13 protein-coding genes, 1 pseudogene and 1 riboswitch are annotated in these 13,696 nt (G+C 31.7%); of the genes and pseudogenes, 3 read left to right on the plus strand and 11 right to left on the minus strand.

Translation table 11 applies throughout. From position 1 onward, the window contains the following. Positions 1 to 165: 165 nt before the first annotated feature. From MKY90_RS13500 to MKY90_RS13525, 6 genes are all read right to left on the minus strand, one after another. On the minus strand, positions 166 to 765 hold the full coding sequence (locus MKY90_RS13500) for an undecaprenyl-diphosphatase (protein WP_341091548.1): 600 nt from the start codon (positions 763 to 765) through the stop codon (positions 166 to 168). 273 nt (positions 766 to 1,038) lie between these two features. Further along, the gene (locus MKY90_RS13505; RefSeq protein WP_002032421.1) at positions 1,039 to 2,028 is read right to left on the minus strand and encodes a zinc-binding dehydrogenase; all 990 of its coding nucleotides are present in this window, start codon (positions 2,026 to 2,028) and stop codon (positions 1,039 to 1,041) included. Positions 2,029 to 2,175: 147 nt separating this feature from the next. After that, the gene (locus tag MKY90_RS13510; RefSeq protein ID WP_016101886.1) at positions 2,176 to 3,594 is read right to left on the minus strand and encodes a HAMP domain-containing histidine kinase; all 1,419 of its coding nucleotides are present in this window, start codon (positions 3,592 to 3,594) and stop codon (positions 2,176 to 2,178) included. Beyond that, positions 3,591 to 4,265, minus strand: a complete 675-nt coding sequence (locus MKY90_RS13515; protein WP_002032425.1) for a response regulator transcription factor — start codon at positions 4,263 to 4,265, stop codon at positions 3,591 to 3,593. The genes MKY90_RS13510 and MKY90_RS13515 overlap by 4 nt, the downstream gene beginning before the upstream one ends. Before the next feature lie 12 nt (positions 4,266 to 4,277). Then, positions 4,278 to 4,808: a hypothetical protein gene (locus tag MKY90_RS13520; RefSeq protein WP_341091550.1), complete on the minus strand. Its 531-nt coding sequence runs from the start codon at positions 4,806 to 4,808 to the stop codon at positions 4,278 to 4,280. Positions 4,809 to 4,917: 109 nt separating this feature from the next. Next, entirely contained in the window at positions 4,918 to 5,436 is a 519-nt protein-coding gene (locus tag MKY90_RS13525; RefSeq protein ID WP_215599615.1) for a GrpB family protein, read from the minus strand. Between the two features lie 126 nt (positions 5,437 to 5,562). Here MKY90_RS13525 and MKY90_RS13530 point away from each other — a divergent pair. Then, positions 5,563 to 6,445 (plus strand): annotated as a pseudogene (locus MKY90_RS13530) (serine/threonine-protein kinase). 46 nt (positions 6,446 to 6,491) lie between these two features. Further along, on the plus strand, positions 6,492 to 7,811 hold the full coding sequence (locus MKY90_RS13535) for a sensor histidine kinase (protein WP_341091553.1): 1,320 nt from the start codon (positions 6,492 to 6,494) through the stop codon (positions 7,809 to 7,811). Between the two features lie 99 nt (positions 7,812 to 7,910). Here MKY90_RS13535 and MKY90_RS13540 read toward each other — a convergent pair whose 3' ends face one another. The 4 genes from MKY90_RS13540 to MKY90_RS13555 all read right to left on the minus strand — a co-directional run bounded on the left by MKY90_RS13540 (position 7,911) and on the right by MKY90_RS13555 (position 11,197). Then, the gene (locus tag MKY90_RS13540; RefSeq protein WP_000007808.1) at positions 7,911 to 8,009 is read right to left on the minus strand and encodes a YjcZ family sporulation protein; all 99 of its coding nucleotides are present in this window, start codon (positions 8,007 to 8,009) and stop codon (positions 7,911 to 7,913) included. 135 nt (positions 8,010 to 8,144) lie between these two features. Next, positions 8,145 to 8,945, minus strand: coding sequence for an energy-coupling factor transporter transmembrane component T family protein (locus MKY90_RS13545; protein WP_341091555.1), 801 nt, complete (start codon positions 8,943 to 8,945; stop codon positions 8,145 to 8,147). Then, positions 8,938 to 10,638 carry an ABC transporter ATP-binding protein gene (locus MKY90_RS13550; RefSeq protein WP_341091557.1) on the minus strand — a complete coding sequence of 567 codons (1,701 nt, stop codon included), beginning with the start codon at positions 10,636 to 10,638 and terminating at the stop codon, positions 8,938 to 8,940. Before MKY90_RS13550 ends, MKY90_RS13545 begins: the two co-directional genes overlap by 8 nt. Positions 10,639 to 10,648: 10 nt before the next feature. Continuing rightward, a complete protein-coding gene (locus MKY90_RS13555) occupies positions 10,649 to 11,197 on the minus strand; it encodes an ECF-type riboflavin transporter substrate-binding protein (RefSeq protein ID WP_002127640.1) in 549 nt (182 codons plus the stop codon). Positions 11,198 to 11,336: 139 nt separating this feature from the next. Beyond that, a riboswitch (SAM riboswitch) is annotated at positions 11,337 to 11,452 on the minus strand. 150 nt (positions 11,453 to 11,602) lie between these two features. On the opposite strand from MKY90_RS13555, the gene MKY90_RS13560 reads away from it, so the two are divergent. Continuing rightward, positions 11,603 to 12,286: an aspartate/glutamate racemase family protein gene (locus MKY90_RS13560; protein ID WP_316282197.1), complete on the plus strand. Its 684-nt coding sequence runs from the start codon at positions 11,603 to 11,605 to the stop codon at positions 12,284 to 12,286. Between the two features lie 49 nt (positions 12,287 to 12,335). On the opposite strand, the gene MKY90_RS13565 is transcribed toward MKY90_RS13560, so the two are convergent. Then, entirely contained in the window at positions 12,336 to 13,514 is a 1,179-nt protein-coding gene (locus MKY90_RS13565) for a macrolide family glycosyltransferase (RefSeq protein WP_215599612.1), read from the minus strand. Between the last annotated feature and the right edge of the window lie 182 nt (positions 13,515 to 13,696).

A 13,696-nucleotide genomic window follows, 5' to 3' on the forward strand; every position in this document is an offset into this window, starting at 1 on the left:
ACTATATTTTTCGAAGTTTTTTTACTAATTCCTCTATAACAATAAGAAAACCAGTTCTGTTGCTATTTGTTTTTTATTAATTCTATGTTTTTTAATATAAAATACGGTAAGTGAAATTTAAGAATTTTCAAATAAAAAGAACCTACTTTTTGTAGGTTCTTTTTATTAAGCTATATGGTTATATTTCGCTAAAAAAGGAACTCGTTTTGCTACTAGTGCATACATTTTGAAAATAAAACGAACTAACGGTTCAAATATACGTGCACTTTGCATTACTAATCCACTTGTAATAAATGTTAAGAACGCAGCACCAAGTATATCTAGAGGATAATGAACGCCTACGTACATGCGTGATACACCGACTAATATTGCCCATATTAACGCGATATATTTAAGTTTTTCTCCTCTAAGAATAAATACGAAAGCAATCGAAAATACGAGTACAGAATGATCACTTACAAATGATGAATCTGCTGCATGCGGTACTAATTGATTTACATGATGTGTTATAAAAGGACGCGGATGGTAATATACCGCATGTATAAGAACATTTACTAATAATGCAATACTAACTGAAAGTGCCGTATATAACACTGTATATTGTTTTCTAATTGCATTCTCTTTCTTTCCATTATTGAACCATAGGATAAGCATAAATAGTATTGCTACATATGCAGCACTATTTGTAATAGCGATCATTAGCGTATCTAATAGCTTGGATGATCCAGCAAAGTTATTAATCCATTGAAATACTGTGTAATTCATATTACTCTCTCCTTATTATTACTCATTGTACTTTAAATAAAGATACAAGTGTTCTTGATTTACACAGTATACAACATCAATATGAAAATGGACTTAAACTTTTCTCATCTAATTCTCATTTTGCTACTATTCATTTGACAATGGCGTAACTATTTACACGAGCTAAATATGTATAAAGGTTGTAAACCATTTTAAATAGTATGGTGAACACTCTATGCATGAATATAATACATAACATATTCATTTAAATATATTAGTTACGAAATCATATTCTTATTCCATACGAAGGGCAATATTACCGAATTGTTCTCCTTGCTGCATTCGATTTAAAGCTTGGATTGCTTCTTCTAATGGATATACTTTATCAATAATTGGTTTAATATTATGTTTCTCTATAAAATGAACCATCTCATTAAATTCTTCACGGCTTCCCATTGATGTTCCCATAATATCAATTTGATTATAAAATAATGCTCGTAACGGTAATTCGATTTTATCTCCTGAACTTGCACCAAAGTTAACGATTCTTCCATTTGGTTTTAATATATCAAAATATTTCAAGAAAGTCGCCGGACCTATACTATCTATAATTAAATCCACTTTTTCTCCATGTAGGCACTCTTCCCAATTACCAGAACTATTAAAAGAAAAGTCTGCACCATATTTTTCAGCAGCCTTTCTTTTTCCCTCTATCCTTGAAGTAACACTCACCTTTGCTCCAATTGCTTTAGCAAATAACATAGCATAAGTAGCTACACCACCGCCGATTCCCGGAATTAGGACATGTTCTTCAGGTTTTAATCTACCTTTTGTAAAAAGCGCTCTATATGCAGTTAATGCCGATAAAGATAAAACGCCAGATTCTTCCCACGTAAGATATGATGGCTTTTCCACTACATTTTCTGCTGGTACAATAACATATTCAGCAAACGTTCCATCGGCTGGTCCACCTAGTACTTCAGGTAACTCTGGTATTTCATGAGTATTATTCCATCCAATACTAGGGTTAATAATAACCTCGGTATGTAGTGAAATATTTGAAACTCCTTCTCCTAGTTCTATAACAATACCTGCACCATCTGACCCTAAAACTAATGGTAGTTCCATTTCTTTTCTATTATTCATTATAAATAAATCACGATGATTTAAACCTGCTGCTCTTAATTTCACTTTAACTTCCCCCACATTAGGAGTTATCTCCGGTGATAATTTATATTCTAAACCTTCTAACCCTTTTTTATGTTGATGTACAATAGCTTTCATTAATTATTCTCCCCCTTAATCCTTTCAATGTACTTTAAATATCGAAATAAATAAAATAATTTGATTACTAAGCATCAAAAAAGGAGGAAATACAAAATGTATTCCTCCTTTTAAAGAGTATTTTCAAAAAGAATTTTTTACCTTTAACTATTCATGTGTAGTATCCGGAAATGTAATTGTAACAATTGTTCCTTCGTTTTCTTTACTCTCTAATTGAATAGCTCCGTTATATTTTTCTACAAGCCTTTTTGCAATTGATAAACCTAGCCCATTTCCACCTTGTTTTCGGCTTCTCGCTTTATCAACTCTATAAAAACGGTTAAGAACAAATGGTAAATCAGCTTCAGGTATTCCTGTTCCATGATCTATTATGCGGATTTTAATTTTTCCTGACCGCATACTTGATTCAATGCAAATATACTTATTAGCTCCTTTTGTATATTTCACTGCATTATCCATTACAATAATAATTATTTGTTCTAAGTAAGATGATGGTATTGAAACATACGCTTCATCTGCATCCAATTTCATATCAAATTGAAAGTCAGTTTGCAGTACTGCAAAGTTTTGTGTAACTTGTTTTAATACGCTATTAACATGGACTCGTTCAGCTGCTATTGGATGTATCTGTTCTGATTCAGCCCTTGATAGCTCTAGCAATTCTGAAACTAATTTATTTAATCGATCTACTTCTTTTAAACTGGATTGAAGAGATTTATCCAATATAGCTGGATCATTTTTCCCCCATCGATTCAGCATTGATAAGTGCCCTTGAATAATTGTTAATGGTGTTCTTAATTCATGCGATGCGTCTTCTACAAACTGTTTTTGCTGTGTAAAAGAAGTTTCCACTTCATCCATCATTTCATTAAAAAGAATCGATAATTTTGCGAGTTCATCATTATTTTCTCGTACTGGAACTCTTTCATTTAGTCCGTTTTTCTTAATACGCTTCATCGTATCCGTTATGTTTTGAACACTTGATAAAAGCTTTTTCGTTATAAGTATTCCGCCTAAAAAACTAAACACTAATCCACATATCCCTGCAAAGACCATTACCACTAAGATAATTTTTAATAAATGATCAAATGTCTCTAAGTTTTTCGTAAGTTCAATAGTTCCCGTGAATTTTTTTGTTTGAATTGGTATGCGCTCAACTAAAATTCGATCTTCTATATGTCTTTTTATTAAGGATTCATCTTGGGTAACCTGTTTTGGTTTTATCCAAGCTTCATTAAAATCTCGAGAAACAGTAACAATGGGCTTTCCATCATTTCCGATAATACGAATCATTTGATGTTTATCAATCATATTATTTAGAAATTCTTTACTATTTTCAAATGTTTTGCTCGAGAGCGTTTCGTTTTTATCTTGAAAATATGCCGCTATTTCTGTCAATTGTCTGTTTATTTGTTTCTGTTCATAATCTATAGTCCACTTATTAATTACAATGAATTGTAACGTGCTATACAAAATAAACAAAATGAATACTAGTGTAGTGGACCAAAGTGTTAATTTCCACTTTATAGGTAAATTTCGAATTCGGTGCACAATGTTTTTTATCATTTCATTATATATCCAGCACCGCGAACTGTTTGGATATACTCCTCCTTATCCACACTATGTAACTTATTACGTAAATAACGAACATACACATCGACTATATTTGTCTCAACCATTGCATCATATCCCCATACTTGGTCCAGTAAAATATCACGGGTAAGAACTCGATTAATATTTTTCATAAACATAAGCAGTAGCTCGAATTCTTTATTTGTAAGTTCAATTTCTTCATTTCCTTTAGTTATAGTTCGAGATTCAATCTGAAGCTGTAGATCTTTAAACGAAAGAAATGATGCGTGCTTTTGCTCTGTATTTTCTTCTCTCCTAAAAATCACTCTCATACGTGCTAAAAGTTCTTCAATTGCAAACGGTTTTGGAAGATAATCATCAGCTCCACTATCTAACCCTGTCACACGGTCCATAATACTATCACGAGCAGTCAACATAATAATAGGTGTACTTTTAGTTGCTCTTAGTCGACGACATACTTCCAGTCCGTTTAATCCTGGTAACATTAAATCAAGTAATATGAGATCGTAATTCTTTTCAAGTGCTGCTTCTAATCCCTTTCTTCCATCAAGTTGTATATCTACTATATATCCTTCATACTTTAATTCTAATTCTAAAAAATCTGCTAAGCTTTCCTCATCCTCAATAATTAGTATATGTTGCAACGATACTTCCTCCTATACGATTAAATGAATAAGTAATTCTATTCCGAATATAATTGCAACGATTTGATGTGTTTTTCGATACATTATCAATTTCGTTTTCTTATTAGTTTGTTGTAAAACAAATCCCGCAATCCCTAATGCTATTAAGGTTAAAAGAGAAAATATACCACTGTATACTAGCATAATATGCCGACTTCCTTTTATTAAAAAGTAAACACCGTGAGTAGTCGCAACAGCTATTACAGCGTATCCAATTAATACGTGAAAATGTTTTATAAAAAGATATAGCTCTTTAATTATTTTAAATCTGTGAATATGTTTCTTCTTTAAAAATAACCCTATATGACGTAAGAACCATAATGATGCAGCTATAATTACCCCGTATTCACCTAAAGAACCTAATTTCTTATTTAGCCATTGTACATTTAATACATTCCCGTACAAAACATTAATAAATAGCAACTCTACACTACAAACAATAATAGTAATACCGATTATTTTAACATATATATGGAAATATTTATTTCTAAGTATTTTCTCCATTTTATATAATCTCCTTTTGACTCAAAAGCTCTATAATCAGCAGTGTATCAAGTAAAAGAGAGAATAACATGAGAGAAAGATTAAAATAAAATGAGAATCTGCAAACTACTTATATTTTATTTATCTCCTTTTTGGCCAATTCTAATATGTTGCAAATAAACGGTGCTTTTGCATTTGTATATGAAACACGATCAAAAGGATATGCAGCAGCAAGCATCTCTTTTAATACTCTATATTCTTCACGTGCCCACTCATGATTTATTAGAAAGTCTCGAAATAAAAGGTTGTTCCTCCATTCCTCGTTATTATAAATATAAACATGTAAATGGTGGGTACCAGCTCTCCATTTACCTTTTCTAAAAAAACGCCAATTAGGTGTGTTTTTAGGAACATATTCATAGCCAATTTCTTCTAGGGCTTCCCTCCAATTTTCGGTAATTTGTAAATTTGTTACGCCGATCATCATATCAATAAGAGGTTTAGCCCCTAACCCTTCTACGGCTGTGCTTCCTATATGTTCAATAGCAATAATTTCTTCATGGAGTAACGGCACAAGTTTATTTTTTTCATTTAAAAACTCTGTATGCCAATATTGTTGGTACGGTTTAATTATGATTTTTCCATCCATTTGCTTTCCTCCTTATAACTATATATTATTATATTTATAAAATTTAAGTTTATAAATATAGGGGTTTCACAAAATATGTCGAATACTGTAATGGACAACTTAATTATATTAAATTTGAGGTGAATTATGAAAGATATTCCAGTTAAAATCCAGTTAGATACTATAACATTCCAACTAAAAAAACATCATAATTTTGATTGGCTTACAAAACTAGGTACAGTATTTGCGGTTTTTGACCAACAAGATTCCGGTAATATAAGTTTTGGTGTTGAAAAGAATGGGAAAAAGAACTTTATAAAATATGCAGGGGCACAAACACTCGCATATAATGCTTCTACAAATGAAGCTATACAAAGATTAAAAAGCTCAGTTACTATATACAATGAATTAAAACACGTTTCTCTTATAAGTTTAATTGATCACTACCCTGTACAACATGGATATGTTTTAATTTTTGATTGGTTTGACGGTGAATGTCTCCACCCGCACTGGAGTTTCCCCACCCCCAGCAAAATATAATGATCCTAACTCACCATTTTATAAATATAAAAAATTATCCGTTAAAAATAGGCTAGTTTCATTAAATTCTATTTTTAATTTCCATACTTACGTTGAACACAAAAACTATGTAGCTATTGATTTTTATGACGGTAGTATTTTGTACAACTTTAAAACTAATGAAACAAAAATTTGTGATATAGATTTATACAGTAACAAACCGTATGTAAATAAGATGGGACGAATGTGGGGGTCATCTCGTTTTATGTCACCTGAAGAGTTTCAACTTAATGCTATGATAGACGGGAAAACTAATGTATTTAATATGGGGGCTATGGCTTTCGCACTATTAGGTGGCGGGCAAGATCGTTCCTTTATGAAATGGGAAGCTAGTGCAGGCTTATATGAAGTAGCATACCGTGCTGTAAATGAAAATCGTAGTGAGCGCTATGCGTCAATGGAAGATTTTAATAATGCATGGTTAAAAGCCTATAACACTGAAAATCTATAAAAACTAAATACATTGTAAAAGTACATGTAAAACTTGTACTTTTATAATGTATAATAAATATGGGATTGAAATTCAGGATAACGGGGCATGTATTATGAACTTTGTTTACATTAATCAAAATGTTTTAAATAATCTTCTTTATATTTTAAGCAGTATATTTGTTTTTTATTTTATTTATGATAGTGGGTACTTCGGGAAGAAATATAAGAAACTACTTATCATTCTTTGTACGAGTATCCCACTAATTTTATGTATGCGGTATCCCATCTATATGGATGAAAATTATATTCACGATTTAAGACAAATCCCCTTTTTAATTGGTACACTTTATGGTGGATTTCCAGTCGGTATTGCATTACTCATGATTTTATTAATAATACGTTTTATGTTTTATGGTTTTAGCCTGTTAACAATCATTGTTTATGGAACGATGTTAATAATTACAGCATTCGCATCCTCAAAATTTAATACATACAATAGGAAAATAAAAGTAACTTCATCTATGTTTTTAACTTTTTTCCTTGCAATATTTACAACAGTAATTGTTTTAACTCTATCAGATTTTGAAGTGAATAATTTGTACATTATTTATTTCATTCTATTACCAACTATTTTAATATTATTTATGGTCTATTTTAATGAGGTTTTAAAAGATGCAATATTTATGCGATCAAAATTAATAAAAGTTGAAAAAATGGAGATTGTCAGCCAACTCGCTGCAAGTATTTCACATGAAGTAAGGAATCCATTGACTGTTGTAAAAGGATTTACACAACTTTTAAAAACACCTAATATAACTCAACAATCCAAAGATGAGTATATTGAACATATTCTTGAAGAGTTAAATCGTGCACAAGCAATTATTGATGATTACTTAACTTTTGCCAAACCGGCTTCAGAAAAACTAGATCATATTTCAGTGGAGCACGAGTTAAATCGAGTTATTAATATGATGTTGCCTTTTTGTAACATGAATACTATTAATATTACAAAAGAGTTCTCAGAGGGAACAATTATTGGTAATACACAGCACTTCCATCAATGTTTTTTAAATTTAATAAAAAACAGTATAGAAGCAATGCCATGTGGCGGTAATCTAATTATTTCTGCAACTGTTAGCAATAATAAGGTCATAATAAGGATTCAAGATAGTGGAGTTGGAATGTCGCAAGAGCAAATTAATCGATTTGGCGAACCATATTTTAGTACAAAAACGAAAGGTACGGGTTTAGGAACGATGGTTGCTGTTAAAATTATTGAAACGATGCGAGGCAGTTTAAAAATCCGAAGTATCGTTAATAAAGGAACTACTTTAACTATTACATTCCCAAAATATAATAATGAGAGCACGTTGCATAATAAATAAAAAAGGAGCATAATGGCTCCTTTTTTATTTCGATACAAAAAGTATCTGCTATGTTTTTTTAATTTACATTTAGAAGAGACTAATTAGAAATTAGTACCCTTAGCTCCAACAGCTACATCCAACAATAATTAATAAAATAAATAACACAACTAATAAAGCGAAACCTCCACCAAAACCACAAGAACCGCCGAAACTCATATTTTTTCCTCCTTTTGGTTTGAAAACTGATAGGTAGTTGATCATTTTAACTGGTTCGTATTATACATTATGTATATCTCCCTTTTTTGAGCATGTCTTCATAAAAATTAGTAAAAGCACTCTATTGAGAGTGCTTTAAAATGGGTACCAGAAGCTTTGGAATACATTCAGCTTTAAGTAAACTGCAATAATCAAAATGATAATACAAACAAAAAGTGTGATGTAATCCTCCTTTTGTGCGTTTTTTGCATAGTACCACGTTCGTTTATCCTTTTTTCCAAAACCTCTTAAATCCATTGCATTTGAAACAGTATCAATCCTTTCTAATGAATGAATAATAAGTGGCCAAAAAATTAAAACACGGTTTTTCATACGAATCCACAAGCTCGCTTCTCCTTTTTCAAAAGGTACGCCTCTTGCTTCCTGCGCGTGTCTAATGATTATATATTCAGATTGAATACTTGGTATATAACGCAGTGCAATATTTATTGCATATGTAATTTTATAAGGAATAGCAAATTTATTTAAGCTGCTTACAAATTCACTTGGATGGGTTGTATAAATAAAAAGAAGTGTAAATGGTAATAACGTAAAATATTTCAATGAAAGTGTAGCTGCATAAAATAAAGTTTCATATGTAATTGTTGCATAACCTATATAAAAAAAAGAGGTATACGATCCCGTTAATTCCGATCCATGGGTGGGCGTAATGAAAAGAATCATAACGGAATTTAATAAACTAAATGTAAATATAACGCTGAAAATAACTATAATTTTACGCAATTGAATTTTTGCAATTAAGAGGCCTATACATCCAACAATAAATAAAATTAGCAATATACGAAAATCAAAAAATAAAAAAGTAAGTGTCATACAAAATATAAATAAAGATAATTTAATTGCACCATCCATACGATAAAAATACGTATTATGCATATTCCTCCCTCCTATTAGCTTCAATATAAAGTTTCACAAATGTTTCTGGAGTTGGAATCCCGCTTAATTTAGCTAGTTTTATTAATGAAAACTCCCGTAGATTAGCTCTTTGTAACGTTCCTTGATCCCCTAAAACAGCAGATACAGTATTGTCCGCAATAATTTTTCCTTCATGCAGAACTACCGCTCGATCTGCATATTCTAAAGCAAGATTCATATCGTGTGTGATAATAATAAAGGATATGCCCCTTGCAGCCAGTTTTCTAATAAACGACATAAACTGTTTGTAATGGTAATAATCTTGTCCAGCTGTTGGCTCATCTAATACAATAAGTTTTGGGTTTGTTATAAGTACAGATGCAATAGTAAGCCTCTTTTTTTGTCCATAGCTTAATGCCTGAATTGGCCAGTTACGAAATGGATATAATCCACAAATTTTTAAAGATTTTTCGACTCTTGTCTCAATCTCATCTTTAGAAACCTTTTTTAATTTTAATGAATATGAAACCTCTTCTAAAACAGTAGGCTGTGTAATCATTTGATTTGGGTTTTGCATAACGTAAGAAATAACTTCCCCGCGTTTACGAATAGACCAACAATTTATATTTTCTCCATCGAATGTTATTCTTCCATTCTTCGTTTTATTTATTCCTATAAGAGTATGAGCTAATGTCGATTTCCCTGCTCCATTATGACCCAATAACGCTACTATTTCTCCCTCTCCTATTGAAAGGTTGATATCTTCTAAGGCTGTATGTTTGTTATTGTACGTAAATGATAAATTTTCTATCTTGCATAAAGCTTTTTTAATATATTTGTTTTTTGATGAAACTTGCTTATGCATCCAGTTCTTTAATAGGCTATGAACGCCTGCATTACGAAGATTTTCAATTGGAAATACCCTAACATTATTACTATCAAAATTTAATTTCTTTAGCGCCTCTATATAAATAGGTTCTCTTAGTCCGATATTTGGTAATATATTAGAATTTAAAATACTATCCGGTGAACCAACGGCAATAACTTCTCCCTCATCTATTAAAATAATTTTATCTAAATCAAGGTTTAAAATTTCTTCTATTCGATGTTCAATAATTACAATTGTTTTATTATATTTCTCATGTATATTTTTAATGAGTTCTATTGTATTCAAACTACATGCAGGATCCAAATTAGCTAACGGTTCATCAAATAATAATATATCGGCATTTGTCGTTAGCAGACCTGCAAGAGAGACTGTCTGTTTTTGACCTCCTGATAATTCATGCGGACTTTGTGTATGAAAGTCCTGCATGCTTACCTTTTTTAAAGAATCCGTAACAATCTTTTTCATTTCTATTTGATTTACACAATCGTTTTCTAATGCAAATGCTACATCCTCTTCGACAGTAAGGCCTATAAATTGTGAATCTTGATCTTGTAATATTGTCCCTACGTGTTTACTCTGTTCAAAAACACTACCTTTTCTCGGATCCTTTCCAGCTATTAAAATGTTACCGGTACTTATCCCTTCGTAAGAAAATGGGATTAGCCCATTTATACAATGAGCTAATGTTGACTTACCTGAACCACTTCGTCCAGCGATAAGTACCTTTTCCCCAGGATATATTTGAAATGTAATATCTTTTAAAGTAGGCTGCGTGGTATGCCTATATTGAAAGGTAAATCGTTCAAAAGAAATAATTGGTTGCATGTATTCATCCCTACTTTTCAATTTTTAAATGTGTATGTTTCTTATTTGATTTCGCTAGACCGATCGTGATTGGTAAGCCAAGAACTAAAAATACGATAACGTCTGCAATTGTTGCGCCTAGTACTTGTATAACTATTTTGTCAAACGGTTCTCCCATCACAATAATATCGAATGCTCCAGCAAATATAATTGCTATGACAATACCAATTAACCCTGCAATTGCAAAATAAGAAATATCACGGTTATTATACGTTCCATGTTTTACACTAAAACCAACTCTTTTTTGTATGAGTCCCATTGCTAAACCAATAATACCTGAACTAATAACCCATCCCCACCAAATACCCCAACCAGCGATCGTATCTGTAACGGTATGACCGATGAGTCCTATTAAAAGTCCTGCTACCGGGCCAAATAACGCTCCAAAAACTGTTAAAATAGCCAATGCGGGTTTAATAAATGTATTCGGTGCGATAGAAAATCCCCAAAGCCCTAATACCCCGTATAGAGCTGCTCCAATTCCAATAGCTACTACTAGCTTTGTCGTTAATTTGTTCATTACAATTCCCCTCTCGTATTATTCAACTTTTAATACTCTATATTTATTTTGAAAATGAATTATGCATCGACACTTCCTTTCTATACAACAAAAAATGACCTCTTAAATAAGAGGTCATTTTCTTTCACGTACAAGAATCCCCTTATCTTTCAAAAGACACATAGTGTCCTCTGCGGAATTAGCACCTTCCTATGTAATTACATAGGGGTTGCTGAGGCTTCAAAGGGCCGTTCCCTCTACCTCTCTGGATAAGTATGTATTTGTAATCTGTATTATGGCACTAACAATAAATAATTTCAATACTTTTCTTACTATTTTTATTTTTCGATAAATAGTTCATCTAAATCATTGTATTCTTATCGGAATTATGAAATAATAAATTCAAAATTGTTACGGGAGGAATGCATGATGAAAGTAATCGGCTTAATTGGCGGACTAAGTTGGGAATCAACATCGTTATATTATAAACATATTAATACACTAACTCTCTCTCAATATGATCAAAATGCGAAGCTTGTTTTATATAGTATGGACTTTGGTGAAGTAACTACATTATTACAAAATCATCAATATGAAGAAGTGAAAAATGAATTAGTCGCAGTAGCAAAAAAAGTAGAACACTCTGGAGCTGAATGTTTACTAATGTGTTCTAATACTGTACATCTATTTGCTGAGGAAGTAGAACAAGCAATATCAATCCCACTTCTTCATATCGGTGATGTAAGTGCTAAAGAAATGGTAGAACAGAATATAAAACGGATCGGATTATTAGGAACGAAACAAACAATGGAAGAAGATTTTTATACATCACGACTAGCAAAATATAACATTGAGACAATCATCCCGAATGACGAAGAAAGAACTTTTATCCATCACGTCATATTAAATGAATTAAGTAGAGGAATTATTTCAGAAACATCAAAAGAAAAACTATTACAAATTACCAATTCATTAATTAATAATGGGGCTGAAGGAATTCTACTTGGCTGTACGGAAATTCCTTTGCTCATTTCCCAAAATGATCTATCTGTTCCTGTTTTTGATACTGCTTATTTACATGCGAATACTGCTGTACAATTTGCTGGATAATAATATAAAAGCATACAGGTAGAGCCTCTATGCTTTTATATTATCCGAGCTATTTATTTAAAAGAGCATCAATAACTGCAATGGCTCTTTTGGAACCACCACACTCTAAAAAACTTTCATTCAGTTTTTGAATGCCATGTTTATACTTTTTATTTGAAAGAACGTCTGTTACCGCCTTTTTTAAAGTTTGCACATTAACATGCTCTTTCAATAATCTATGTGCTGCCTCAAGCTCAGTTAATCTTTGCGCTATCATAGGCTGATCTTTATCATGCGGTATTATCACAAATGGGACATTATAATGGATTGCATCGTGCACACTATTCATTCCACCATGTGTAATAAAAACATCTGCTTCACTTAATATTTCTGATTGAGGTACGTAAGGGGTTATAATAAAGTTGTCTGGCGCTTGCGTAATTTTTGAAATATCATTTCTATCACCAATCGCCATTACTACAATCCCTTCGAAATTTGAAAAAGCATCAATACAAGTATTAAAAAATGGTTCGAGCCCTTCGAGAAGTGTTCCCATTGAAATATAAATAACTTTCTTTTTTGAAAGCAATTCAAGTGGAAACTTTACATTTGTTTTGCGCTTTATAATACTCGGTCCAATAAAAACATTGTTTTCTCCGAACGAATCGCTATTAGGTTGAAAATAACGACTTGTATACACGAGACTAATATCTCCCTTATTATGCATAAATTGAAGATTATTTTTGGGCTTTACTCCAAATTCATGTTCCATTTGATACAGTAACTTTTTAGAGAGTTCATCGGGTTGGAATTGTATTTCTGCATTTGGATGAAAAGGCAAGGTTTCCAATAATACTGGTGGAATTAAAAATATAGGAGAGGAAACTATGCCTGGAACTTGTAAATATTCCTTTACTAACTCTCCAGCACCAAATATATCATAAACTACGAAATCAAAATTAATGCTTTTACATAATCGCTTCGTAATTTCTAATATGTATAAAGAAGTTTGAACATGTACATGAAAGAAAGATTTTAATCCATATGAAGTTTCATTATCAATAGAAATCTCCTTTAATAAATCCGGATGAGTATGTACAATAGCTCCCAAAACTTCAAGTCTTTCCTTAAAGCTTTCCGTTGTAATATAGTGTACGTTATCACCTCTTTCAGTAAAGGCCTTTACTAAACTTAATGTAGGATTTACATGTCCCTCAGCAGGGAAATTAACTATTAAAATATTCATCACTTATTTCTCACTCCTTACAATTCAATCTTCTTATTAATCGTACTGTTATTATTACAAGCAATCTTCCCTTAATAGTCCCAATATACTTACTACTTTAGGTTGATAAATAATTATCAGACATTGAAAAAGGCATCTACATAAAATGTAGATGCCTGACTGTGATAAGGAGTGTTCTGTGAGGT

Source organism: Bacillus sp. FSL P2-0099, from assembly GCF_038007445.1.
In the GTDB taxonomy this organism is placed as follows: Bacteria; Bacillota; Bacilli; order Bacillales; family Bacillaceae_G; genus Bacillus_A; species Bacillus_A mycoides.